Here is a 24,260-nt window from a genome sequence, read left to right on the forward strand (position 1 = left end):
TGGATAGTCTGGTTTGGGTGCTTCTGCAATGTCTGTATCTAGAAATTCGGCAGTTCAGCGACTCAGACAGGAGAATTTGTTATGTAAGTGATTCAATACGGGAGCTGTCTTGCGATAAACGGAGCAACTAAAATCCAACTCGTACCGAAATCCATCAGAAGCCGAAGTCACTTTGCTATCGGCTGGCTACCTACGTAGTATGGCCATTGAGGAGATCGACGACGTCGACAAGGCGATCCTCCACGCGCTGCAGGAGGACGCTCGCAACATGTCTTCCGGCGACATCGCCGAGCGGACCGGCACCTCCGACAGTACAGTCCGTAAACGGATCCAGCGACTCGAATCCGAGGGCATTATCAAGGGCTACAGCGCCGAAGTCGACTATCAGCGATCGGGGTATCCGATGCGGATGCTGTTGTTCTGCACGGCTCCGATCGCCGAACGCGGCGGGCTTATCGACGACATTCTCGCCATCGACGGCGTCGTCTCGGTCCAGGAACTGGTCACCGGCGAGCAGAACTTGCTGGTGACCGTCGTGGGCGAAACCGACAACGAGGTCACACCGGTCGCTCAGCAACTACTCGATCTCGGGCTGACTGTCGCCGACGAGGTGCTCGTCCGGAGCCACGAATCGACGCCGTTCGGCGAGTTTTCCCCAGAAGAGTTATAGAACGACCTGTTTCACGTCGAGGGCGCTCGCCCGCCGGACCACCGCGTCGACCGGATCGTCGATCCCACAGAGATTATCCGAGTCGCCATCGACGACGAGCAGCGCGGCCCGTCGACCCGGTTCGATTACCCCACAGTCGAGACCGACTGCCTCCGCACCCGCCGTGGTCGCCATCCGCAGCACTTCGCGGCTGGTCACGTCGAACGTTTTGGCCGTGTAGGCCATCTCACGGAACATCGACGGCTCGTTGAGCATGACGTTGTCCGTCCCGAGGGCAACGGTCGTGTGATCGAGTAAGTCGCGGATCGACGGTCGACCAACCCCCAAGACCCGATTGGCTCGCGGGCAGGCCACGATGGGGACTCCCTGTTCGTCGACGCGTTCGAGATGCTCGCGCTCGGCGTGGACCATGTGGATCAGCAGATCGGGTTCGAGGTCGAGGGCGGGGTGGATGTCGGTCGGGTCGGGCTCGCCCGCGTGGATGGCGAACGGCAGACCAGCCTCGCGGGTTGCAGCGCGTCGGCCAGCGAAATCGTCGTCGTTGGCGCCGCTCGCGCCGAAGCCGTCGGCGATGTCGAGCACCGAGGGGTCGTCGCTGCCGAAGATGAAGGCCGCAACGTCCTCCGGGGCTTCAGCCTCCCGGAGAATTCGCGCGCCCTCAACGCCGAACTCGCGGAAGTCGAGAAACGCGGCGGTGCCCGTCCGAGCCATGAACCGGATCGTCCGCCGGATGGCGGTGACCTGCTCGTCGTGGCTGGCGGCGGCCAGTCGGTGGTGTTTCAGACTGTTCGGTGGAACGACCGCCGCTTCAAGCGAGAGGCCGACGGCGGCCTCCTTGGCGACCGAATCGCCGATGTGGGTGTGAGCGTTGACGAACGCCGGAAGAATGATGTCGGTCGACGCGGTCGCCGTCTCCTCGACGGTCGCGACCTGCCCGTCGTCGACAACCACCCGCCCCTCGATCGGGTCGAACAACTCCCCGGCAAGCACCGTCCCCTCGAACTCGTTCATGCCAAACCGGAGTCACTGGTCCCAATATGCGTTCCCATTCGTGGCTGTCGAACGGTTCGGGAACGAACCCACCGATACCCGACCGTACCCGACAGCGATCAGGTCGACGTCGACCGACAACCGAAGAACGAAATCTACCCGGAGCGTGGCCCAGAAGACGATACTGCGGTCGACAGTCCACTGTTCGATACCAAAACATAATGTTCTATAATTATCTTCTTACCGAACGATTTGGTCGAATAGAAGAATTTAATACACATATCGTTCGTCTAGTGGAGTAACGGCGACCAAAGTAGGCCCCGATCTCGATTGTGGGCCACTGGCTCGCCGCCGGACAAACGATGACAGACACCGACACGCCGACGACGGTTGGAGCGCTTCCCGAATCGAGGCAGTCGACGCCCCGCGAGCCCCGACTGTTCACGCGGCTCGTCTGGCTGCTGTGGGTGGCGAGTCTGGGCCTTGTGGCCCTCGGCTTCCAGGATGGCTGGGAGCTTTCGGGGGTCATCTCGGTCGACGGCCTGACGCTAGTGATGTGGTCGGTGATCACGTTCGTCAGCGGCACCGTCCACAGCTTCTCGCGCCGCTATATGACCGGGAGCAAACACATGGAGCGGTTTTTCCGCCGCGTGTTCGGCTTCACGCTGGTCGCGTCGATGCTGGTCGCCGCCGATCACGTCGCGCTGTTCGCGGCGGCGTGGCTGGCGATGGGGCTGGTGATGGCGTCGCTGATCGGGACGATTACGGGCTGGCCGCAGGCCCAAGCCGCCGCGCGACTGGCCCGCCGTGCCTTCCTCGCCAGCAGCGCGCTGCTGTCGCTCGCGCTGGGCACGCTGTGGTGGACGACGGGCGCGTCGACGGTTTCGGGACTCAACGCCTCGGTCGCGGCCCTGCCGACCGGCGTCGTCTGGCTCGCCGCGGGCGCGCTGATACTCGCGGCGATGATCCAGTCGGCGCTGCTGCCGTTCCACACGTGGCTGCTGTCGTCGATGAACGCGCCGACCCCGGCCTCGGCGCTGATGCACGCCGGATTCGTCAACGCCGGTGGCATCCTGCTGGTCCGATTCGCGCCGGTGATCAGCGTCGACACGCGCATCTTGCTGGTCGTTCTGGCGGTTGGCGCGACGAGCGCGCTGGGCGGCAAGCTGCTCAAATCCGTCCAGCCGGACGTCAAACGCGGGCTGGGTTGCTCGACGGTCGGTCAGATGGGTTTTATGATCATGCAGGTCGGCCTCGGCTTTTTCGCCGCCGCAATCGCCCACCTGATCCTCCACGGATTTTATAAGTCCTACCAGTTCCTCTCGGCAGGCGAGTCGGTCGAGCACACGAGTCCCGAGAGTCACAGCCACAATCAGTCCTCGCTGGGCGTCCTCGGGGCGACGGCGACGATCGTGACCGCGGTGGCCGGTGGCCTCGTATTCGCGGCGTTGACCGGCAAAGGGACGAGTCTCGACAGTGGCCTGCTGTTGACGCTGGTGGTCATTCTCATGACCTTACAGGCGAGCCGGAGCGTCGTCACGCAGTCGGCGCTTCCGTCGACGCTTCGTTACGGGGCGGTGCCGCTGATCTTCCTGCCTGCGATCGCACTCTATGGCGTGGTGTACCGCGGGATGGAGGTCCTGCTCGCTGACCTCCCGCTGGTGACCGCCCCGACCGAGCTCACGGCGGTTCACGCCATCATCGCCGCCGTGTTCCTCCTGGCGTACGTCGCCATCGAGACCGACGCCTACCGCCGCAGCACACGGCTGTACGTCCTGTTGCTGAACGCGAGCCAGCCGCCAGCCGAGACGCTCGTCATCTCCGCGGAGGAATACAATGCACACTGAACACACAGAAACGGACAACCTACACGACTGTATTGAGCGCGCAGTAGCCACCGTCGGCTCGGTCTGGCCGATCCACTCGTTCGTGACGGCCAACCCGCTTGCGGGGTTCGAAGACCGACCGTTCCACGAGGCCGCAGAGCGCGCCGAGGCGCTGTTCGGCGGCCGTAGCTACCCGAGCGCCGATGTCTTCGGCCGCGCCTACGAACAAGGGCAGATCGACCCCGAGGTGCTGGCAGCCGAACTCGCCGTCCACGGCTACGACGACAAGCCCGAGGCGCTCCTCAATCGGTTAGCTGAGTCGACTCCTGCTGACGACACCACGGACGATGAGGGGTCGGCCACCGACCGCGTCGACAGCTTGCTGACGAAGTGGCTGGCGGCGTTTCTCGCCGAGGGGACCGCCGAGTGGCCGATGCCGAACCGCGAGCAGGGCTTTTATACGGCGTTCCGCGAGGTCGCCCGCTACGACGGCGAGCTTCCGGACCCGGCGGCGATCGCCACCCTGCCCGACAAGCCCGAGGAAGTTATCGAGGACGCGCTTGCCGAGTTCCCGCCACACGAGTGGGAGTCGATCGCCGAAGCGCAGTTCGCCGCCCTACCCGGCTGGACCGGCTTCATCAAACAGCGCGCAGCCGACGACGGCGACTGGCAGTCGACCTGTCCCATTTCGCTTTCGGGCTATCTGGCCGTCCGTCTCGCGCTCGCAACCCAGTTCGACGCGCCGATCGAGCCCGCAGCGTCGACTGAGCCGTCGGCCGAGCCGTCGACCGATGCCAACAGCGACGGCAAAGCAATCCCGCTTGCGGAGGTCTGGCTACGCGCGTGGGAGGCCAGCTACCGCGGCGAGTTGGTCGAGGCCGTCACAAGCGAAAGCGAGTCGCTGGCCGAGCGTCGACCGACGACCCGTCCCGACGCCCAGCTCGTCTTCTGTATCGACACCCGCTCGGAGGTGATCCGTCGCCACATCGAGTCGACGGGCCACTACGAGACCCACGGCTACGCTGGCTTCTTCGGCATCCCGATGCGCTACGAGGGCTACGATTCCGAGGTGACCGTCGACGCCTGTCCGCCCATCCTCGATGCCCAACACCACATCACCGAGCGTCCGAGCCACGACTGCGGGCCCGAACACGAGCATCACGACCAGTGGCACGAGACGAAGGACGTGGGCGCGAGCCTGCTCGAGGCGCTGAAATCCAACGCTGCGACCGCCTTCAGCTTCGTCGAGAGCGCGGGTGCGGGCTACGGGGCCGCACTGGCGGCTCGCACGCTGCTACCCGACCGCCTCGCCGCCACGCGTGAGACGGTCGACAGCGCGCCCGAGACCCACGCGTTCTGCGAGCCGCGGGTCGACTACAACCCCGACGGCATCCACGCGCTCCGCGAGGGGCTCACGATGGACGAACAGATCGAGTACGCCGCGACGGCGTTCGAACTCATGGGCTGGAAGACCTTTGGCCGCCTCGTCGTGTTCACCGGCCACGCCAGCGAGACGGCGAACAATCCGTTCGATTCGAGTCTGGACTGTGGAGCCTGCGCTGGCCACCGCGGCGGGCCGAACGCCCGCGTGCTGGCGGCCATCTGCAACCGCGAGGCCGTGAGGGACGGACTCCGCGAGCGCGGGTTCGAAATTCCCGACGACACCCTGTTTCTCGCGGCCGAACACAACACGACGACCGACGAGGTGACCCTTTACGACGATTCGGTTCCCGAAAGTCACCACGAGGATGTCGACGCGCTCCGTGCGGACCTCGAAACCGCCCGTGAGGCCGCCGCGGCAGAACGTACCGACGCGATGGGCGTGGACGCCGACGCGGCCTCCGAGAGCGATCCGATCAGCGAGACCGCACGCCGCGCAGTCGACTGGGCCGAAACCCGTCCCGAGTGGGGGCTGGCTGGCAACGCAGCGTTCGTGATCGGGCCGTCGGCGCTCACCAGCGAGCTTGATCTCGACGGCCGGTCGTTCCTGCATTCGTACGACTGGACGACCGACCCCGACGGCGACGCCCTCGAAGCGATCATGACCGGCCCGATGGTCGTCACCCAGTGGATCAACACCCAGTACTACTTTGCGACGGTCGACACCGCGGTCTACGGCAGCGGCTCGAAGGTCACCCAGAACCCCGTCGGCAACGTCGGCGTCTATCAGGGCAACGGCGGCGACCTGATGGCCGGACTCCCCCTCCAATCGGTGATGGACGCCGACGACGAGCCGCACCACCAGCCGCTGCGTCTGTCGACGGTGATCCACGCGCCCGTCGAGCAGGTCCGCGAGGTGCTCGCAGCAAACGAGGGGCTCGCCGAACTGCTGGACAACGGCTGGCTCTCGCTTTCGGTGGTCGACCCGACACAGGACCACGCAGCCGTCGCCTACGAGGGCGACGGCGAGTGGCAAGCGGTCGGCGAGCCTGGGGTTGTGGCCGAACCACAGACGGCCCAGCCGGTCGCCGACGACTGATACGGTTTCTCGTCCTTATTCAGCGAGCGCGAGGGAGACGCGGTCGGCTTCGATGGTTTCGAGGAACGCACCGTAGCCGCCGACAGTGTAGCGTTCGCCGCCGGATTCGACCTGCAAGCTGTGTTCGACCGGAAACGAGTTGTTGGTCGGCTCAATCAGCCCCTGGGTCGTGGCGACGACGCGACACGAGAGGTCGACCGGCTCGTTGTCGGCGGTGGTTCGGCCCTCGATTTCTGCGTGGAGGTCAGCGTCGTCTCGAAGCCACAGCGTGGCCTGAAAGACGATCTGCCGGAAGTTCTCGGCGGGAAGTGGGAGGGCCGCAGGATCGTCGACGCTGGCCTCGCGGGCGACCGGCCAGTAGTTGCCGAAAAACGAGGCGACGATGACGGGCCCGAGGTGTTTCTGGGCGAAGACGATCGCCTGAGTGTCGCTGTGGGCGCTCGTCAACATCTCAATGGGGGCGACCAGTCCCTCGCGTCGGTCGGCAGTCAGCATCGTCGGCATCCGCTCGCGCCAGACACGGGTGACGCTGGCCAGCCGTGTGGTTTCCACTGGGAGCTCTACGGTTCCCGAAACGAGCAGGATCACCAGCACGCCGCGGTCCCGCGCGGCTCGGAGTTCGTCGGCGATCTCCGCAACGAGCCTATGAGGGACCGACAGCGTCAGTTCCTCTTCGGCATCGGCGATGAACGACCGGAGCCGCTTGCAGACGGTTACCCGGCTTTTGACCACCTCGAAGTGATCGGTCGACGGCTCGGTGCTGGTGTAGCGGGATTCGAGGGCAGGTTGTATCGCCTCAGCGTCCCGAACCAGCTCCTCGACGACGGTTTCGGGCGGCCGCGCTCGAATCGTCGTCGGTACCGCGTGGTCCGAGACGTCGACGAACCCGCGATCCTGAAGCGTTTCGCTGACGCTGTAGACGTAGCGCTTGGAGACGCCCGCCACGTCGGCGATCGTGCTGGCAGTTGCCTCGCCATGCTCCAGAAGAGTCAGATAGGTGTCGACTTCCTTTTCCGAGAGGCCGAACCGTCGCAGGTGCGCCCGGAGCGTGGCATCGTCCATAGCTCCATTGCACTGTGCCATCACTTAACGCTGCGTGTCCAAGAGCCTACGCCGATCGACAGACCACGACGTCGTCGACGAGCAGGTAGGGTCGATCGGTCCGGTCGGCTTCGGCGTCGTCAGTCTGTGCGTAGCGCTTGCGGAGCGGTCGGTCCGTGACGAGATCGGTCGACGCGACAGGCTCGGGCAGCCTGATCGCCCGTGGTTCGTCGTCGAAGTTCAGGACGACCAGTAGGCGGTCGACGCCGTCATCACGGGCAAAGGCGACGACGCGGTCGGCTCCCGCGGTTTTGCCGTCGCCGTTGGCGACGACGACTGGCGGGGTGGCATTGTCCTGGCTCTCGTCGGGGGCCGTAGCGCCATCAGTCGACGTCGACTCGTCGGGGGTGTCGGCCCCCGCGTCTGCGGGTTTGGGCCGCTCGGCAACCTCTACATCCAGCGGCTCGATCCCGCCCGATTTTAAAACGGAGTACTCGCGTCGGAGCGTCGACAGCGCCCGATGGAAGTCGGTGAGGGCGGCGTCACCGTCGTGCCACTTCATCGGGCCGCGTTTGGCGGTCATCCCGCGCTCCTGACCGTAGTAGATCATCGGCGCACCCGGCAGCGTGAACGTCGCGGCAGCGGCCGCGCGCAGGGCGGCCTCGTCACACTCGGTTAAGTAGCGTGTCTCGTCGTGGTTTTCGATGTACCGCAAATGGACCGCCGACTCGGGGAAGCCCTGCCAGACCGCATCATCGAGCGCCTCGAAGATCTTCTCGGCGGGCGCGCTGCCATGGCCGATGTCGCGGAGCGTCCCGTAGAGGGCGGTGTCGTAGTGCATGTGGAACTCCGCCTCGTGGTAGTGGGGGTCTCGGGGGATGGTCTCGTCAAGGAGTAGAAAGTCGTCGGGGACGCGCTCGCGGACCTCCTTCCAGAAGCCGTGGGGAACGCCCCACGCCACGTCACACCTGAAGCCGTCGACCACGTCGGCCCACTCGTCGACCACCTCAAGCATCCACCGGCGGACGTCGAGCGAGTCGTAGTTGAGATTGGGGATGCGCTGCCAGTTGAAGTAGAACTCGGGAGCGCCCTCGCCGGCCCAGTCGACGCCGGTGTGGTCGTTGGCTCGCGAGACACGCCGGTAGTGGTCGGCGTACTCGGGAAGACCGGCCGAATGGAGTTGGAAGGTCGGATGATCCCGCGAGGTGTGATTGATGACGAGATCGAAGACGACGCGGATGCCCGCCTCGTGGCAGCGGTCGACGAGCGATTCGAACGCCGAGCGGTCGCCCAGGTCGGCCGCCATCGAGAAGTAATCGGTGGTGTGGTAGCCGTGTTTCGTCGGGCTCGCGAGCACAGGCGTCAGCCACAGGACGTCGACCGCCAGCGATTGGAGATAGTCGACACGGCGCTCGATCTCCCGGAAGGTACTCGGCGGCGTCTCGCCGGCGAACGAGCGAACGAAGATCTCGTACACCGTCGGCGAACGCGCCCACTCGGGTGGATCGTTCGGTCGACTGATGGCGAGCGAGTTCTCGTGATGGCGAATCGTGAGCGTGTCGGCGACCGACCGTCGCTCGCCCACCGCGACGGCGTGAACCCGGAGCGTCTCGGGCACCGCGTCGACCGGCACACGGAGTTCGCGACCGTCGATCTCGTAGGCCGATTCGGGCAGCCAGTCGCGGTCGTCGACGAGGAGGTCGACGTCGAGATCGGCGTCGGCGTGGTCGGTGTCGGGCGCGGCGGTTGCGGTGGCGGTGACCACGAGCGTCTCGTCGTCGACGCGGCCGTCGAGCCGACACCGGGGTCGACCCGGCCCGTCGACGGTGACTGCGTCGTGGACCTGCTGGTCGAACTGGTCGTTCAGACAGAAGGCGTAGGGGTGCGTCCCCGGCGGGAGATCGAGGTCGACGACGAACCGGTCGTCTCGACGGCTCGGCCGGGTTCGGCCGACGACCTGCTTGTTGAACGGCCCGATAACCGACACCGAGTCGACCTCGGAGACGGGGATCGGCAGCTCGTCGAACGGGAGGTCGACCTGGGTAGACTGTCGGTCGCTCGGATAGGCACGAACGGTCTGGAGGAAGGTTTCGTCGGGCGTTTCGAGTTCCAGTCGATACCGACCCGGCACGTCTGGAGTGAACTCGATACACGGCTCAAAGCCTGCCTCGGCGCTGCTCTCGGTGGGACGGTCGATCAGTGTCCACCGGTAGGTGGCGTCGGGGTCGGGCGACCGTGGGGCGAGGTCGACACGGTCACCGACCGACACGAACCGTGGCGGACCTGGGGCGTCCATGCTCTGTATCCAGTGGTGAACCGTCTTGACTGTTGTCGTTGGAAAAAACGTGTGAACAACAAATACACCAAGAATTAATACACAGCAAGTGAGGATGTAGGTGTGCAACTACGTGACACACTCGATGATTTTAAACAGTCATCGGGAAATACAACCCGATTTCCGGGGGAACGACGCACGATTACTGGTCGTTTCTCCGGTGACGGCCGGCGACTCGTGCATGTCGACGGCGGTAGTCTGCGGGATTTCGGGTATCCACTATCGGGACTGACGGGCATCGAGCGATCGCGGTTCGGCCTCAGGGTCGGCGGCCAAACCTACTGGTTCGACGAAACCGAGCCGACACAGACGTACGAGGGGTCGACAACGCTGGTCGAGACGACACACGACACACCCTTTGGATCACTTACCCAGCTGGATCTCACAGTGGGCGACGCGCATCTGACGCGATTCGACGCCACGGAAATCGGTGTGGGCGACGAGTTCGTCGAACTGGTCGCCTACCTGTCGTTGGCCCCCGAAGGCCAAGACAGCCAAGTAGGCCAACTCCACCACGAGGACGTGATCGAGGTCTACCACCAGCGCGAACACGACTTCGTCTCCAGTACGACGGGCTTTACCCAGGTTCGCGGACAGATCCCGGTCGCCTTCGAGGACCTGCTGGACGACGAACCCACGGAGTACCCGCGACCGGCGGGCGATCATCGGTACTCCGAGGACCGACTCAGCGGCGATCTGATCTGTTCGCTCCCGCTCCACAACGAGTCGACCACGCTGATTACACTCCTGGCTGACTGGACCGAGACCGACCGCGAGGCGACGCTTAATCGCCTGGCGGACCTGCGCGAAGAGTTCGTCGACAGCGCCGCGTTCACCGAGGCTGCGACGGCCGCACTCCCGGTGGGCAAGCGCCGCGGCGGCTCGCAAATGCTCCGGGAAGCCGTCAGTGCCGACGTTCGGGTGCTGTCGCTGCTGCGCGGCAAGACCGGCCTGCGGATCGCCGGGCCGAACTTCGATCCGTACTATCGCTACTCCGGGGGGTACGGCTACACCTGGTTCCGCGACGACGCCGAGATCTCGCGGTTCGTTCTGGAATCCGACCACCACTTCAATCTCGGGCTCGACGAGTGGCACGCCGAAAGCGCCCGCGCCTACTGTGACACCCAGCGCGACGACGGCAGTTGGCCCCACCGCGTGTGGCCCCACAACGGCGCACTCGCGCCGGGGTGGGCCAACGCTAAGCTCGAAGCCGGGAGCGACGACGACTATCAGGCCGACCAGACCGGCAGCGTGATCGCCTTCCTCGCCAACTTCTACCGATCCGGCATCGAGGACGCCGAGCTCGAAGCGCGGGTCGTCGACACCCTCGAGTCGGCGCTCGAAAGCCTCGACGGAACCCTGGAGGCCGACGGTCGACCGATGGTCTGTCAGAACGCGTGGGAGGATTCCATCGGGCGGTTCACCCATACGACGGCGACCTTCCTGGAGGCCTACAGCGCGCTGGCGGCGACTGACCTCGACATCGCCGACCACGCTCACGAGCAAGCCCGGCGAGTCTACGAGGCGATCAACCACCTCTGGCTCGACGATCGCGGTATCTTCGCGCTGCGCGAACACGGCGGCGGCGGACTCGACCGGCGGGCCGATTCGGCCACCCTCGCCTTAGTCGGTGCCCACCGCGCATACAGCAAGATCGAGACGGTCGACGACTACCGGCTCGACCAGCTCGATTCGCACACGCATACGATTATCAAGGCACTGTGGCACGACCCCGAAGAAAGTGATATTGCGGGCCTGTTCCGCTACGAGGGCGACCGCTGGCGGCAGGCCCACCAGGACCACGAAAAGATCTGGACGGTCTCTACCGGGTGGGGGGCGAACGCCGCCGCCCAGTTGGGCGCACTGCTGGCGGATCACGACGACAAGCGGGCCGTCGAAGCCGCCGCGCGAGCGCGGGAGCTCCTGGAGCTCGTGCTGCCCGGTGGCGTGCTGTGTGAGGACACCAGCTATCTCCCCGAACAGTTCTTCGATACGGGCGAACCAGACAGCGCGACGCCGCTGGGGTGGCCGCATGCGCTCCGACTGGCGACGGTTGCGCTGATGGACGAGCGGGGTGTGCTGTACGCTGCTCACAAGATCGCCGCCGACTGAAGCCACCTAGGCGATCAGCGGTCGACTGTTCTCCTATTATGGTTATAAGGAAATTGACATATTTGGAGAGTCGACCTGCGAAAAATATTTTGCTAATTAAAAGTTCGGCTAAATGTGCGAGACTGCGAAGAGGAATCTTGCAGCGGTATACGAAGTTTGATGGTTCAAAATTTGCGCCGAGGGGGAAAGCTGAGGGGGTGAGGTGGTGCAACCGCCTCCAGGGACGACACTGGAGCGATAGCGGTGATGAGGAGAATCAATATCATCCGGGCAAGGGTGTATTACTGGTTCTTCCCATATTCAGACCTAAACGCGCGACAGACATTAATGATCCTACTAACGTATTAGAGCGTACTTGCGAACGAAGGTATCCCGACTATGCTCTCTGTAGTGATAGCGGTCGACCCAGCAACGTAGTATAGCAATCACAGCCCCTATTGTGAATCTGAAACACCGTCGACCCTCACCATGCCAAACAACCACGCACCACCACAAACCCGAAGCCATTAAACAGGTCTCGGCAGTAGAACAGCCAACTCGCTGGAAACGGGCCACCAGTGGGCACCCGGTTCGCCGGGACGAAATGTGGTCGACTCACTCGACTGAATCGCAAGCGCCCGAGGACAACAATGGCAAAAAGCGCATACTCGCACATCCGAGACGCATGGAAAAACCCCGGCGAGGGCAAACTCGCCGAACTGCAATGGCAGCGAAAACAGGAGTGGCGGAACCAGGGCGCAATCGAACGCGTCGACCGCCCCACCCGCCTCGACAAAGCCCGCTCGCAGGGCTACAAAGCCAAACAGGGCATCGTCGTCGCTCGCGTGTCCGTCCGAAAGGGTAACGCACGCAAACAGCGGCACAAAGCCGGTCGACGCTCGAAACGACAGGGTGTCAACCGCATCGGCCGCCGGAAATCGATCCAGCGCATCGCCGAAGAACGAGCCTCCCGGAAGTTCCCCAACCTTCGCGTGCTCAACTCCTACTGGGTTGGCGAAGACGGCTCGCAGAAGTGGCACGAAGTGATCCTCGTCGATCCCGCCCACCCGGCCATCCAGAACGACGACGACCTCAACTGGATCTGCGAGTCCCAGCACAAAGGCCGCGCGTTCCGCGGTCTCACCGGCGCTGGCGACAAGGGTCGTGGCATGCAGAAACGCGGCAAAGGCACCGAGCACGCCCGCCCGAGCGTCAACAGCGACCGCAACCGCAGCAAATAACCCGATCCGGCGGCCCAACGCCGCCAGCACGGTCGACATGCGTTTTAATTATTCACGGACCACGAGCGTTGCTTGGGTCGATTCTCACGAAATAAAAATCGTCTCCGCGGTTCAATAGTCACGCTCCGAGATAGGTACGTATGTCACTGATGGACACCTACGAGGCCATCCTTTGGGGGATGATGGACAGCCTTGGCATCACCGACTCCTTGCGGCGGAAGCTGCTGGCGGCGGTCGCCATCCAGTTCAGCGTCGCTATCGCCTTGTTCGCCCTGCCGTTCGCGCTCGTGGGGACCGCCCTCTGGGTGCTTCAGGGCCTGTTGTTCGTCGGCGCAGTCGTCGCGTTCTACAACACCCTCCTGATCATCAGACAGGACCTCATCGATCCGCTGGAAGCGATCGAGACCGCGGCCGACGACATCGGGCGGGGCCACGTCGACACCGACCCCGTCGACGTCGAACAGGCCGACGAGGTCGGCGATCTGGCCGACTCCTTTGCCGCCTTGCAGGCGTACCTCACGACCGTCTCGACGCAGGCCGACGCGCTCGCCCACCAAGAGTTCGACGCCGACGCCCTCGACGAGCCGGTGCCGGGTCCCTTCGGCGAGTCGCTGGGCCGGATGGCCGCAAACCTCGAAACCCACACCCGCGAGATCGAAGCCCGCTCCGAGCGGCTCCAACGGCTGGTCGACGCCTTCGAGGCTTCGACGACCGCCGCCATCGACGGCGATCTGACCGCCACCATCGATCCCACAGTGATCGACGACGAGGCGGGGACCTACACGGTCGTCGTCGACCGCTACAACGAACTGCTGCGGACGCTCCAGAACTCGATCGGCGAGACCACCGGGTTCGCCGCCGCCGTCAGGGATTCGAGCGAGGCCGTCGACGAGAGCACGACCGAACTCGATCAGGCAGGCTCGGAGATCGCGGCCGCGACCGACGAGATCGCCGCGGGGGCCGACAACCAGCGCGAGCAGCTCCAGACCGCGGTCTCGGAGGTCAACACGCTGTCGGCGACCGTCGAGGAGATCGCCGCCTCCGCCGAGGAGGTGAGCCGGACCGCCGAAACCGCCAGCGAGGCCGCAATGACGGGGCGCGAGGAGGCCACCGAGACCGCCGACGAACTCTCGACCATCGAAGCTGAGATCACCGAGGCCGCCGACTCGGTCGACGCCCTCGTCGAGCGGATCGACGAGGTCGACGAGATCGTCTCGGTCATCAGCGAGATCGCCGAGCAGACCAACCTCCTTGCCCTGAATGCCTCGATCGAGGCCGCCCGCGTCAGCGACGGCGGCGAAGGGTTCGCCGTGGTCGCCGAGGAAGTCAAATCGCTGGCCGAAGAAACCCGCGAAGCCGCCGAGGAGATCGGCGAGCGGCTCGACGCGATCCAGACTCAATCGGACCGCACGATCGAGGACGTCGAGGCTGCGAGCGAGCGCGTAAGTGAGAGCACCGACTCGGTCGAACGCTCGCTGGGTCATTTCGACGAGATCGCCGCGGTCGTCACCGACCTCAGCGACAGCATCTACGAGATCAGCGAGGCGACTGACCAGCAGGCGACCTCCGCCGAGGACGTCGCCGCGATTGTCGACGACGTGGCCGCGATCAGCGATTCGACGGCCGCCGACGCCGCAGACGCCGCCGCCGCGGCCGAAGAACAGACCACCTCGCTGTCGACGGTCGCCGACACCGTCTCGACGCTCGCCGACGAAGCGACCGAACTCGAAGCCCAACTCGACGAGTTCGAGATCGACAACGAGGGCCACGTCGACGCCGAAGCGGTCGATCACGGCGGTCCAACCGACTACACCGAGCTAGACGACGATAGCGAGCAGTCGCTCATCGTCGAGCAGCCCAACGAGTCGGTCGACACCCGAACCAACGGCGCGGACGGTGCGGACGACGAGCCGCTCGACGACCCGGTGACGATCGCTGTCGAGTAGTCACGGTCACGGGGCCGTCGACCACACGCTTATTCTCACGGCAGCCAACCTACGGGTATGAGCCTCTCGCTGGACGCAACGCAACTCGACCGCTACTCGCGGCACATCATCATGGAGGAGATCGGCCCCGAGGGCCAGTCGACGCTCCTCGATAGCCGCGTGCTCGTCGTTGGCGCGGGCGGGCTGGGCGCGCCCGTCCTGCAGTATCTCGCCGCCGCAGGCGTCGGCACCATTGGAGTGGTCGACGACGACACAGTCGAGCGGTCGAACCTCCAGCGTCAAATCATCCACGCCGACAGCGACGTGGGAACGCCGAAGGTCGACAGCGCGGCCTCATTTATAAGCAATTTAAATCCTGACGTGAGCGTCGAGACCTACGAAACGCGGCTCTCGAAGGCGAACGCTGGGGAGATTATCGAGGGCTACGATCTGGTTGTCGACGCCTCCGACAACTTCCCGACGCGGTATCTGGTGAACGACGTGTGTCGACTGGCCGGGATTCCGGTCGCCCACGGGGCCATTTATAAGTTCGAGGGGCAGGTGACGACGCTGGTTCCCGAGGGGCCGTGCTACCGGTGTCTGTTCCCCGAAGCTCCAGCGCCGGGGACCGTGCCAGACTGTGCGACCACGGGCGTGTTGGGTGTGCTACCGGGCACCGTGGGCTGTTTGCAAGCGACCGAGGCGATGAAACTCCTGCTTGGCAAAGGCGAGGCGTTGGTGGGGACGATGCTGTGTTACAACGCGATGGATCTCTCCTTCGAGCGTGTCCCCTATCGTGCGCGCGAGGACTGTCCAATTTGTGGCGACGATCCGGTCGACTCCATCGAGGGCATCGAATATAGCGGCGGGTGTTCGATTGATGGGGTCGACGCAGACGTCGCCTCGTCGTCGTGATGTCGACGGAGTGAATGCGGTGATCGTTGAGTTTGTGTAGTGAGTTCGAATAACCAGAAACCCCCACCCACCATCAGTGGATCAGCCGCTAACGGGTGGGAATGAAAGGAGCGATTCGGGGCTTTCTGGGTCATCACGACCATCCATTCTAAATCGACCCAGACCATTCTTCGATCGAATATCGATAAATAAGCATTTTAAAGGTATTCGCCCAGTATTATCCCGGCATGGCCAAGATAAGCGTCGAAGTCCCCGACGAACTGCTCGAAGACCTTGACAGCCACGTGGGTGACGGCAAGAAGTTCGTGAACCGAAGCGAGGCCGTCCGCGCGTCAATCAGAAAAACCCTCGACATGCTCGACGACATCGACACACGGCGAGGTCGACTCGATGACGAGTAGCCAACTGGCCCCCGGCGCGCCGACCGATCGGCTGGCAATCGGTCAGGTCGCCCTGGTCGGCCTGTTCGTCACCGCGTTGGTGACCGCCCAGCTCACCGCCGCCAAGCTGCTGGCAATTCCGCTGCCGGTCGAGCTCCCGGCGGTCGGCGCTGAGATCGTCCTTCCGGGTGCGGCACTCGCGTACGCGCTGACCTTCTTCGCGTCGGACTGCTACGCCGAACTCTACGGCCGCCGGGCTGCACAGATCGTAGTCAACGTGGCGTTCGCACTCAACTTCGTCGTCCTCGCGCTGGTCTGGTCGACGCTTCGCGCGCCCGCCCTCAATCCTGAGTTCGCCGAGACCTTCGCGGCCGCACTCACTCCGAGCACCAACATCGTCCTCGGGAGCCTGCTGGCCTACATCGTCAGCCAGAACTGGGACGTGGTCGTCTTCCACTGGATCCGGGACTACACCGCCGGGAAGTATCTCTGGCTCCGAAACATCGCCTCGACTGCCAGCAGTCAGGCCCTCGACACCGTCATCTTCGTCACGGTCGCGTTCGTCGTCGCACCCGCCATCCTGAGGACCGGCGAGCCGGAGTCGACCGGCGTGGTCGGGGGCCTCATCCTCGGCCAGTACCTCCTCAAACTCCTCATTGCCCTCCTCGATACCCCCTTCGTCTACCTCGTCGTCCGCGCCCTGCGACCGGTGGGCGTCGACCCCCACGGCTACGCGGTCGACGACTGATCGTGTCGGTTCGTCGATCGGAAATCTGCCTCTACGAGATGGTCTGTTCAATGCTCCGACCCTGTCAGCCCGACTCCTCGGAGTCGAAGATGTCCGTCTCGACCGTCCGTTCGTAGGAGACGCCATCGAGCGGGAGTTCTCGTTCGACACCGTCGTACTCGACGGTCGCGGTGAAGTCGACGGTGAGCTGCGTCATCTCGTCGTTTTCGAGATGGGTGACCCACCACTCGTTGAGTTCCGAGTTGTCGATCGTCGCGTTCGCATCGATCTCGCGGCGCTCGTCGGCCGGGATCACCGTCCGCTCGGCGGCGGTGCCCTCGCCGACGACGACGCCGTTCATCCGGATCGTATACTGGATCTCGGTGATCGGAAGCGCGATGGGAAGCTCGTTTCTGGCGTTGATCGAGGCGTCGATCGGCGTTTCTTCGGCGGTAGCGTGGCCCCAGTCGGCGTTGGTCTCGGTGATCGTGAACACCGTGCGGTCGAACGCCGAGATCTCCCGGGAGCGATCCGAATTCAGCGGATCGAGAAGCTCGGTTTCGATCGTCCGTTCGCGCGTCAACTCGTCGGCCGGGGCGTCGACGCCGCCGTACTGGACGGCGACCGTGGGGTCGACCGTCACCGTTGTCGTCTCGTTGCGATTGATGTGTGTCACCCACCACGCCGGAATCCGGTCGTTGTTCAGCCACGTCGAGGTAGTGATAACGTCGTCGCGGCCCGCCAACTGCACCTGCGACTTGCGCTCACTGGCGAACTGGACATCGTTGAGCGCAACGGTGTACTGTACGTCGGCGACGCCGTCACTAAGTCTGAGCAGTCGCGGGTTGTCGACCGCGATCGCGGTCTCGACTTCGGTGCGGTTCTCGGTGACCGCTCCCCACTCGTTTTCGACGTCGGTGACCTCGGGTCGGTCGACGACGAAAACACCGTAAGCTGCGGCTCCGAGCAGTACCAGCACGACGGCAACGACGGCGACGAGAGAACGTCGACGCTTCGAGCCGAAGGCCATGATCGTTTTTTGTCTGCGGTTCGAACGTACTTAGCCGCTGTTGCCGACACCCAGCCGGAGACCGTCATCTGCGGACGAGAAAACCGAGAACTGAACGCCAGAAGACTGAACTCTGACGGCCGCTTATAAATGGCACTGATGAAAGCCCCGACTGTCGTTGCGATTTGTGGGAGTCTACGGGATGAAAGCTACACTCGGTTGGCGCTCGAACACGCCCTTGCAGCCACCGAATCAGCGGGCGCAGAAACCGAACTGATCGATCTCCGAAAGTGGGACCTCCCGTTGTTCGATCCGGACGACCGGGATCGAGGCGATGCGGTGAAACTACGGCAGGTTGTCGGTGCTGCTGATGCGGTGGTGATGGGCACGCCCGTCTACCACGGAATGGTGTCGTCGGCGCTCAAAAACGCCTTCGACTACATGGGCAAAGACGAGTTTGAAGCCACGACCGTCGGGCTGCTGGCAACCGCAGGTGGTGGCTCGTATGCACCCACGCTGGAGCATTTGCGAACAGGGGTTCGGACGGTCCACGGCTGGACACTCCCCCACGAGGTCGGGATTCGCGGGGCATACAAGGCGTTTGAAGATGGGGAGTTCGTCGACAGCGACCTCGAAGCACGGGTGAAAAAGCTCGGCCGGATGGCCGCCGAGTACGCGCGAATCGAGCCCAGATCGCTATAGGCGGCGTACGAACCCACTTATAAATAGGCGGCGTACGGATCGATATGAACGACACCGAGCCGTCGACCCGCGAGTCGGCGCTCTACACAAGCCCGCGCACCGACATCTCCCAACACCAAGGGAAATTTCGGATTCACTTCAATTTCCCCGGACGTGCGGTTCCGGACCACGAGGATCACGGGTATGGGCCGCTGTCGACGGTCGTCGAGTCCTTTTTGGACCCGGACACGCTGATCCGGATGCACCAGCACCGGAATGAAGAAATCATTTCGTGGGTTCCGGCGGGCGTGATGCGCCACGAGGACCGCCAGGGTAACTCGCTGGTCACGGATTCCGAGCAGCTGATGATCATGGGCGCGGGCAGTGGCTTCTGGCACTCCGAGAAAACCCTCGCTGACGATCCGCCGCTCCGGATGCTCCAGATCTTCGTTCGTCCTCACAGTCTCAGTTTGGAGCCGACTATTCAGCACGAACCGATTCCGGAGTCGACGCCCAACGAGTGGCGGCACCTGTTCGGTCCCGAAAACACCGACGCACCGCTGTCCGTCCGTAACGCGGTCGAGTTGTACGATTGTTGGGTCGACCAGGGCTCAACCGTCTCGCTACCCTCGCGTCCGGGGTGGGACACCTACTGCTACGTGTTCGAGGGGGCGGTGACGACTGCGGATGGGGAGACTGAAATCGGCACCACCGAAAGCGCGCTGGTGACCGGCGAGAGCGACGAAGAAGTCATGCTGACTGCGACCGAGGACTCGGTGCTTGTCGCTTTCACCATCGACCCCGACGCGCCGATTACGCGGCAGGGGACGATCGGTCGCTGACCGAACCGAGGGTTGTCATGCCGACGCGCCGGCGTATTGGGAGGCCGTCGACTGCAACTCCTCGATCAGGCCCATATCGGCAGCGTGGACGCCGCCGTCGACCGGGTGATCGAGTTCGCGGCTCTCGATCAGTTCCCACCCGTCGCCGTCGACGTCGTAGCTCAGCGCGTGGGCCGTAGCGTCGATAACCACCACGAGCGCGATAGCGAACCGTGAGGCTTCTTCGAGGAAGACCGGAAAGTTGCCAGCGATGTTCTCGCTATCATCGAGGGCGTCGACTTCAGAGCGCTGAAGCGGGCGATCCGGGAGGAGATCGGTGAGTGTCATACAGATATAAAGCCGAGACAGCGGTTTGAACGCGGTGGTTCGTGGTCGACTGAGGCAATTAAAAATGCGCCGTCCGGGAGTCCCGCGAGCGAAGCGAGTGGGACATCGGACGGCGCACGACGAAGGAGTGCGCCGTCCGGGAATTGAACCGGAACCAGACGGTCACCCTCGCTTCGCTCGGGTGCTGCGACTGGTAGGATTCAATTCCCGTGGCGATTTTCGTTGTTCGCTTCGCTCACGACAGAAAATGCGCCGTCCGGGAATTGAACCCGGGCTAGAGCCTTGGGAAGGCTCTGTCCTACCACTGGACCAACGGCGCGCACTCAATCTGAAGCCGTCGACGGGCATAAATCCCGCCATTCGGCTATCAAATAGTGTCAACAGTTTTGATTTCAAATAGTCTGTGGAACCCGACGTCGCTACATAACAACTGTCTAGTGACGTGTCTGTCCGGAGATTTCTTCAGGTCGTCAGTGTGAGATTACGAAGTGTGCATTACTACCTGTCGACCGATTCTGAGAACAGATAGTGTTGCTCGTACATCTCGTTGATCTGTTGTTTCACCGTCCCGCGATAGGTGCCAAAGCCTTGATGTTGGAACGCTTCTGGTGGCTGTTCACCCATCGTTAGATACCGGTCACGAACCTGCGCACTCAAATTTGTCACGAGTAACAGCCGAAAGAGTTCGAACTCATGGAGATCAATCGATGGGAGTTCGATACGCGCGTCGGGCTCACGGTCCAGCGGCGCTTTTGCGCCTTGGTCTGCTCGGTTTTTCCGTCGGTGTGCAGATAGTGCATTTCAGAGACCGCCTCACGTTCGAACGCCGGATCAGGGTCGACCTCCAACTCTAACCCTTCTTGCGGCAACATCGAGACCGCGCCACCGGTCTGCTGACGAACGTGCGCTAACTCATGAGCCAAGACGTGCTGGCCCTCGGATGAGGACGGATCGTACTCGCCATGATTGAACGCGATGTGGTTGCCAACCGTGAACGCCCGCGCACTGATCGCCTCACAGGCGGCCGCAGCCTGCGGTCCAGTATGGATTCGCACGTCGCCAAGCGAGTCGCCCATCCGGTCTTCGATCGCCCTCTGGATCGAGGAATCGAGCGAGCGACCGGTCGACGAGACCACCTCTCGAACCGACTCCGGAACACCCGTCTCACCGGCCCGCGCCGACCCACCGGCGGCCTTCTCGCTCCGAAGCACCGACCGGCGGTTCTGCCGTTCGATGTTCGTCGGCACTTCGGGCGGCCGGGCGGCCTGCCGCTGGCGGAAGGCTTCCATACTCCGCGTCTTGCCCATGACCGTCGAGGGCATCCCCTCGTCGACCCACTCGTGGACGCGGTGGCCGTAGGTCGACTCGTGCATCTGCAACCGCTGGAGGGTCCGCCGGTTCGGAATCTCCATGCCGAAGTGGCTCTCGCCTTTCTCGATGTCGTTCGTCCATATTCCAGCAGGGGCCGACGGCTGTTTCGGGACCGTCGACCGCGGGGTCGGCCCGCGCGTCGACTGGTTCCGATTTACGGTCGGGCCACGCTGGACGTCGGTTGGACTCGCGGTCGGCCCCCGGGTTCGACCCCGCTGGTGCGAGTCGTCCGACCGTTCGTCGTCCGGCCGGCGCGATGAACGGAATCCCATCTGTGTCCTGTACCCAATTCGTTCTGTCTTCTGATATAAACGTTCGCCCGAAGCGCTCCGCAGCGCAGTCTGGACACGAAACACCGTCGTTCGGGCGTCGAAAGCGGACAGGCGGGATCGTTTCGGGTCGAACCCAGTGGACGGATTTCCAGCGCGAACAACCAACTGAGCCACGGGATAATTCGAAGCACCGTCTCTGCGGAGACGATCTCTCGTGAGTGACAGCAACTTCTGCCTCTGTACCGAACTGATTCCATGCGACTGTTCGTCAGCGTCGACCTCCCAGCGCACCTGACAGACGCACTCGAGTCGGTCCAGGCCGCCTTTCGCGACATCGAGGGGCTCCGACTCGTCGACCCGACACGGGCACACATCACGCTCACGTTCCTCGGCGAGGTCGATCCCGAGCGCGTCCCGGAGCTCGAAACGGCCATCGAGCGGGTGGCCGACGAGAGCGGAGTCGACCCCTTCGAGTGCACCGTCGGCGGCCTCGGCGTCTTTCCCTCGCGAGCGTACATTCGCGTGGTCTGGACCGGCGTTCGCCCGGGTCGTGGCGCGGCCGAGTTGACCCGGCTTCACGACGCACTCGAAACGGAGCTGACCGCACTCGACTTCGAGACCGATAGGCACGCGTTCACACCCCACATAACTCTTGGACGGATGGACGACGCGAGGGGGAAATCAAAGGTCCAAGCGCTCGTCGACGAGACTGATCCGACCACCGGAACGTTTCAGGTCGAGAACATTCACCTGAAAGCGAGTCGACTGACCAACTCGGGACCCGAGTATGAGACGGTCAGCACGGTCGACCTGTAGCCAACAGCCCGCAACGGCCAAATCCGGGGAATCATTAAGTAGACGGGACGGATTCACACAGGCAGATGGCGGACGATCCCGAAGAGATGCTGTCGTGGGACCAGACTGTCTTCCGTGACGAACACGTCTTCGAGATCGACTACCTCCCCGACGCCTTCCACCACCGCACCAGCCAGCTCGAAAGCCTGAAATACGCGCTTCGACCGGCTGTAAGGGGCTCGCGGCCGCTGAATACGCTGATCCAAGGGCCACCAGGAACCGGTAAAACCACAGCCGTTCAAAAACTGTTCGGCGAACTCGGCGGCCAGACCGAGATCCAGACCGTTCGGGTCAACTGCCAGGTCGACTCGACCAGGTATGCGGTCTTCTCACGGATTTTTCAGGGCATTTTCGACTACGAGCCACCCTCGTCGGGAATCTCGTTCAAAAAGCTCTTTGGGCAACTCACCGAGCGGTTGGTCGACGACGAGGACGTCCTCATCGTGGCGCTCGACGACGTGAACTACCTGTTTTACGAGAACGAGGCCAGCGACACCCTGTACTCGTTGTTGCGAGCCCACGAAACCCACTCGGGAGTCAAAATCGGCGTCATCATCGTCTCGTCGGATCTCTCGCTTGACGTGATCGACGAGATTGATACGCGCGTCCAGAGCGTCTTTCGGCCCGAAGAGATCTACTTCCCGCGATACGCGGTCGACGAGATCCGGTCGATCCTCCGCGAGCGCGCCGACCGCGGCTTCCACGAGGACGTTATCGGTGAGACGGGCATCGAACGCATCGCTGAGCTCACCGCCGACAGCGGCGATCTTCGTGTCGGAATCGACCTGCTGCGGCGGGCGGGGATGCACGCCGAGATGCGTGCCTCGCGGACGATCAGCGACCAAGACATCGAGTCGGCCTACGAGAAGTCCAAACACGTCCATCTCTCCAGGAGCCTCCGGGGGCTGTCGGATTCCGAGCGCGCGCTTGTCGAAGTGCTCGTCGATCACGACGGCGAGCGCGCAGGCGCGGTGTACGAGGAGTTCGAGGAGGCCACCGGGCTCGGCTACACGCGGTACACCGAACTGGTGAACAAACTCGACCAGCTCGGGATTATCGAGGCCCGGTACGCCGACGTTGAGGGCCGCGGCCGGTCGCGAACGCTCTCGCTTGAGTACGAGCCCGAGGCAATCCTCGACCGGCTCGATTAGTGACCCAACTCCGATAGCTGTTTGAGGGGTCCCCACACAGCCAGCAGTATGAAGTCGACGAACGGAAGCAACGAGGCCAAACGTCGCGCAGGCGAGGCCGCCGCCGAGCAGGTCTGCGACGGGATGGCGGTCGGCCTCGGCACCGGGAGCACAGCCGCCTTCGCGATCGAGGCGCTCGGCGAGCGGGTCGACGCCGGCCTTGATATCGTCGGCGTGCCGACCTCGTTCGCCAGCCGCGAGCTCGCCATTGACGCCGGCATCCCGCTCGTCGGCCTGGACGAGGTCACGGGGCTCGATCTCGCTATTGATGGTGCGGACCAGGTCCGTATCGACTCGGGAGACTGCATCAAAGGCGGCGGCGCCGCCCACACCCGAGAGAAGATCGTTGCCGCCACGGCCGACGAACTCCACCTCGTGGTCGACGAAACCAAAGTTGCCGAGCGACTGGACCACACAGTAGCTATTGAGGTGATTCCGGCGGCTCGTCCCGGCGTCGAACGAGCAGTCGACGACCTGGGCGGCTCGCCGACGCTCCGCCGCGCAGCCGACAAGGACGGCCCGGTTGTCACCGATAACGGGAACCTCGTCGTCGATGCTGATTTCGGAGCGATTGACGACCCTGCAGGGCTGGCCGCGCCGCTCTCGGCGGTTCCGGGCGTCGTCGAACATGGACTGTTCGTCGACCGAACGTCGGCGCTCTACGTTGGCAGGCCAGACGGGGTTTCGGTGTCGACGTACTGATACCGTACGTATTCAACGAGCCATCGGCTGTCAGGCGTGGGGTCAAAAAAACGGGGATCGGGTCGGCCTTACAGGTCGCGGGGCTGGACCGTCTTCCGGTCGTTGTCCTCTGCTCGGCGGGCGGCGTCTTCGAGAAGCTCCTCGACCTCTGCGTCGAGTGCGTCGTAAAAGTCCGAAGCAACGTTTTTGTCGTTCAGCGCTTCCTTAACGGCTGCTTTGACGATAAGATCTGCCATGCACCCTGTCGTACCGAGTCCTGTGTAATAAGGGTTGTTATGTGATTCGTGTCGAAAAGGGCTGGACGCTAGTCTGGACCCCTGTATGACCCAAATTGTGAATGTCGACACGGAGCGGTTTCGCCACCATTATATACGCAGGCCGACCGACAGCT

The 24,260-nt window shown here is 63.6% G+C and carries 20 protein-coding genes, 1 tRNA gene and 1 pseudogene; 14 read left to right on the forward strand and 8 right to left on the reverse strand.

Features of this window, described 5'->3' with window-relative positions:
- Positions 1-199: 199 nt before the first annotated feature.
- Positions 200-670, forward strand: coding sequence for an Lrp/AsnC family transcriptional regulator (locus O2S87_RS03955; RefSeq protein ID WP_475407505.1), 471 nt, complete (start codon positions 200-202; stop codon positions 668-670).
- Here the strand turns inward: O2S87_RS03955 and O2S87_RS03960 are convergent.
- The gene (locus O2S87_RS03960) at positions 665-1,681 is read right to left on the reverse strand and encodes an amidohydrolase family protein (RefSeq protein WP_475407506.1); all 1,017 of its coding nucleotides are present in this window, start codon (positions 1,679-1,681) and stop codon (positions 665-667) included. The two genes, O2S87_RS03955 and O2S87_RS03960, sit on opposite strands and share 6 nt — an antisense overlap.
- A 341-nt stretch (positions 1,682-2,022) precedes the next feature.
- Between O2S87_RS03960 and O2S87_RS03965 the strand changes: the two genes are divergently transcribed.
- Together O2S87_RS03965 and O2S87_RS03970 are read left to right on the forward strand one after the other, a co-directional pair.
- Positions 2,023-3,507, forward strand: a complete 1,485-nt coding sequence (locus O2S87_RS03965; RefSeq protein WP_475407507.1) for a proton-conducting transporter transmembrane domain-containing protein — start codon at positions 2,023-2,025, stop codon at positions 3,505-3,507.
- Positions 3,497-5,965: a DUF2309 domain-containing protein gene (locus O2S87_RS03970; protein ID WP_475407508.1), complete on the forward strand. Its 2,469-nt coding sequence runs from the start codon at positions 3,497-3,499 to the stop codon at positions 5,963-5,965. The genes O2S87_RS03965 and O2S87_RS03970 overlap by 11 nt, the downstream gene beginning before the upstream one ends.
- 15 nt (positions 5,966-5,980) lie before the next feature.
- Here O2S87_RS03970 and O2S87_RS03975 read toward each other — a convergent pair whose 3' ends face one another.
- Complete coding sequence (locus O2S87_RS03975) at positions 5,981-7,027, reverse strand: TrmB family transcriptional regulator (RefSeq protein ID WP_475407509.1); 1,047 nt, start codon at positions 7,025-7,027, stop codon at positions 5,981-5,983.
- 46 nt (positions 7,028-7,073) lie between these two features.
- Positions 7,074-9,302 (reverse strand): alpha-amylase family glycosyl hydrolase, encoded by a 2,229-nt coding sequence (locus tag O2S87_RS03980; RefSeq protein WP_475407510.1) that lies wholly within the window; start codon positions 9,300-9,302, stop codon positions 7,074-7,076.
- Positions 9,303-9,404: 102 nt separating this feature from the next.
- Here O2S87_RS03980 and O2S87_RS03985 point away from each other — a divergent pair, with 102 nt between their 5' ends.
- From O2S87_RS03985 to O2S87_RS04010, 6 genes are all read left to right on the forward strand, one after another.
- Positions 9,405-11,453, forward strand: coding sequence for a DUF7997 domain-containing protein (locus O2S87_RS03985; RefSeq protein ID WP_475407511.1), 2,049 nt, complete (start codon positions 9,405-9,407; stop codon positions 11,451-11,453).
- A gap of 629 nt (positions 11,454-12,082) precedes the next feature.
- On the forward strand, positions 12,083-12,673 hold the full coding sequence (locus tag O2S87_RS03990) for a 50S ribosomal protein L15e (RefSeq protein WP_475407512.1): 591 nt from the start codon (positions 12,083-12,085) through the stop codon (positions 12,671-12,673).
- Between the two features lie 140 nt (positions 12,674-12,813).
- Positions 12,814-14,619: a methyl-accepting chemotaxis protein gene (locus O2S87_RS03995; protein ID WP_475407513.1), complete on the forward strand. Its 1,806-nt coding sequence runs from the start codon at positions 12,814-12,816 to the stop codon at positions 14,617-14,619.
- Between the two features lie 57 nt (positions 14,620-14,676).
- Positions 14,677-15,513 (forward strand): SAMP-activating enzyme E1, encoded by an 837-nt coding sequence (ubaA, locus tag O2S87_RS04000; protein WP_475407514.1) that lies wholly within the window; start codon positions 14,677-14,679, stop codon positions 15,511-15,513.
- A gap of 227 nt (positions 15,514-15,740) precedes the next feature.
- On the forward strand, positions 15,741-15,914 hold the full coding sequence (locus O2S87_RS04005; RefSeq protein WP_475407515.1) for a ribbon-helix-helix domain-containing protein: 174 nt from the start codon (positions 15,741-15,743) through the stop codon (positions 15,912-15,914).
- Entirely contained in the window at positions 15,904-16,641 is a 738-nt protein-coding gene (locus tag O2S87_RS04010) for a queuosine precursor transporter (RefSeq protein WP_475407516.1), read from the forward strand. Before O2S87_RS04005 ends, O2S87_RS04010 begins: the two co-directional genes overlap by 11 nt.
- Positions 16,642-16,705: 64 nt before the next feature.
- Here the strand turns inward: O2S87_RS04010 and O2S87_RS04015 are convergent, their stop codons facing one another.
- Positions 16,706-17,650: an LEA/WHy family protein gene (locus O2S87_RS04015; RefSeq protein ID WP_475407517.1), complete on the reverse strand. Its 945-nt coding sequence runs from the start codon at positions 17,648-17,650 to the stop codon at positions 16,706-16,708.
- 138 nt (positions 17,651-17,788) lie between these two features.
- Here O2S87_RS04015 and O2S87_RS04020 point away from each other — a divergent pair, with 138 nt between their 5' ends.
- Entirely contained in the window at positions 17,789-18,331 is a 543-nt protein-coding gene (locus O2S87_RS04020; RefSeq protein WP_475407518.1) for an NADPH-dependent FMN reductase, read from the forward strand.
- 44 nt (positions 18,332-18,375) lie between these two features.
- Complete coding sequence (locus tag O2S87_RS04025; RefSeq protein ID WP_475407519.1) at positions 18,376-19,152, forward strand: pirin family protein; 777 nt, start codon at positions 18,376-18,378, stop codon at positions 19,150-19,152.
- A gap of 15 nt (positions 19,153-19,167) precedes the next feature.
- Here O2S87_RS04025 and O2S87_RS04030 read toward each other — a convergent pair whose 3' ends face one another.
- From O2S87_RS04030 to O2S87_RS04040, 3 genes and pseudogenes are all read right to left on the reverse strand, one after another.
- The gene (locus tag O2S87_RS04030; RefSeq protein WP_475407520.1) at positions 19,168-19,479 is read right to left on the reverse strand and encodes a DUF7964 domain-containing protein; all 312 of its coding nucleotides are present in this window, start codon (positions 19,477-19,479) and stop codon (positions 19,168-19,170) included.
- A 248-nt stretch (positions 19,480-19,727) separates the two neighbouring features.
- Positions 19,728-19,798 (reverse strand) — tRNA-Gly (locus O2S87_RS04035).
- Positions 19,799-19,977: 179 nt separating this feature from the next.
- A pseudogene (locus tag O2S87_RS04040) lies at positions 19,978-20,852 on the reverse strand (eCIS core domain-containing protein).
- 525 nt (positions 20,853-21,377) lie between these two features.
- Here O2S87_RS04040 and thpR point away from each other — a divergent pair.
- The 3 genes from thpR to rpiA all read left to right on the forward strand — a co-directional run bounded on the left by thpR (position 21,378) and on the right by rpiA (position 23,869).
- Positions 21,378-21,938 (forward strand): RNA 2',3'-cyclic phosphodiesterase, encoded by a 561-nt coding sequence (gene thpR / locus O2S87_RS04045; protein ID WP_475407521.1) that lies wholly within the window; start codon positions 21,378-21,380, stop codon positions 21,936-21,938.
- A 65-nt stretch (positions 21,939-22,003) separates the two neighbouring features.
- Positions 22,004-23,128, forward strand: a complete 1,125-nt coding sequence (locus O2S87_RS04050) for an ORC1-type DNA replication protein (protein ID WP_475407522.1) — start codon at positions 22,004-22,006, stop codon at positions 23,126-23,128.
- A gap of 48 nt (positions 23,129-23,176) precedes the next feature.
- Positions 23,177-23,869 carry a ribose-5-phosphate isomerase RpiA gene (rpiA, locus tag O2S87_RS04055; protein WP_475407523.1) on the forward strand — a complete coding sequence of 231 codons (693 nt, stop codon included), beginning with the start codon at positions 23,177-23,179 and terminating at the stop codon, positions 23,867-23,869.
- Between the two features lie 68 nt (positions 23,870-23,937).
- On the opposite strand, the gene O2S87_RS04060 is transcribed toward rpiA, so the two are convergent.
- A complete protein-coding gene (locus tag O2S87_RS04060; RefSeq protein ID WP_253737876.1) occupies positions 23,938-24,105 on the reverse strand; it encodes a DUF1931 family protein in 168 nt (55 codons plus the stop codon).
- Between the last annotated feature and the right edge of the window lie 155 nt (positions 24,106-24,260).

The organism is Halohasta sp. A2 (genome assembly GCF_056175805.1).

Bases quoted from the DNA above. Each gene is read 5' to 3' on its own strand.
- O2S87_RS03955 (WP_475407505.1), top strand. From the start codon at position 200: ATGGCCATTGAGGAGATCGACGACGTCGACAAGGCGATCCTCCACGCG.
- O2S87_RS03960 (WP_475407506.1), bottom strand. From the start codon at position 1,681: ATGAACGAGTTCGAGGGGACGGTGCTTGCCGGGGAGTTGTTCGACCCG.
- O2S87_RS03965 (WP_475407507.1), top strand. From the start codon at position 2,023: ATGACAGACACCGACACGCCGACGACGGTTGGAGCGCTTCCCGAATCG.
- O2S87_RS03970 (WP_475407508.1), top strand. From the start codon at position 3,497: ATGCACACTGAACACACAGAAACGGACAACCTACACGACTGTATTGAG.
- O2S87_RS03975 (WP_475407509.1), bottom strand. From the start codon at position 7,027: ATGGACGATGCCACGCTCCGGGCGCACCTGCGACGGTTCGGCCTCTCG.
- O2S87_RS03980 (WP_475407510.1), bottom strand. From the start codon at position 9,302: ATGGACGCCCCAGGTCCGCCACGGTTCGTGTCGGTCGGTGACCGTGTC.
- O2S87_RS03990 (WP_475407512.1), top strand. From the start codon at position 12,083: ATGGCAAAAAGCGCATACTCGCACATCCGAGACGCATGGAAAAACCCC.
- O2S87_RS03995 (WP_475407513.1), top strand. From the start codon at position 12,814: ATGTCACTGATGGACACCTACGAGGCCATCCTTTGGGGGATGATGGAC.
- ubaA (WP_475407514.1), top strand. From the start codon at position 14,677: ATGAGCCTCTCGCTGGACGCAACGCAACTCGACCGCTACTCGCGGCAC.
- O2S87_RS04005 (WP_475407515.1), top strand. From the start codon at position 15,741: ATGGCCAAGATAAGCGTCGAAGTCCCCGACGAACTGCTCGAAGACCTT.
- O2S87_RS04010 (WP_475407516.1), top strand. From the start codon at position 15,904: ATGACGAGTAGCCAACTGGCCCCCGGCGCGCCGACCGATCGGCTGGCA.
- O2S87_RS04015 (WP_475407517.1), bottom strand. From the start codon at position 17,650: ATGGCCTTCGGCTCGAAGCGTCGACGTTCTCTCGTCGCCGTCGTTGCC.
- O2S87_RS04020 (WP_475407518.1), top strand. From the start codon at position 17,789: ATGAAAGCCCCGACTGTCGTTGCGATTTGTGGGAGTCTACGGGATGAA.
- O2S87_RS04025 (WP_475407519.1), top strand. From the start codon at position 18,376: ATGAACGACACCGAGCCGTCGACCCGCGAGTCGGCGCTCTACACAAGC.
- O2S87_RS04030 (WP_475407520.1), bottom strand. From the start codon at position 19,479: ATGACACTCACCGATCTCCTCCCGGATCGCCCGCTTCAGCGCTCTGAA.
- thpR (WP_475407521.1), top strand. From the start codon at position 21,378: ATGCGACTGTTCGTCAGCGTCGACCTCCCAGCGCACCTGACAGACGCA.
- O2S87_RS04050 (WP_475407522.1), top strand. From the start codon at position 22,004: ATGGCGGACGATCCCGAAGAGATGCTGTCGTGGGACCAGACTGTCTTC.
- rpiA (WP_475407523.1), top strand. From the start codon at position 23,177: ATGAAGTCGACGAACGGAAGCAACGAGGCCAAACGTCGCGCAGGCGAG.
- O2S87_RS04060 (WP_253737876.1), bottom strand. From the start codon at position 24,105: ATGGCAGATCTTATCGTCAAAGCAGCCGTTAAGGAAGCGCTGAACGAC.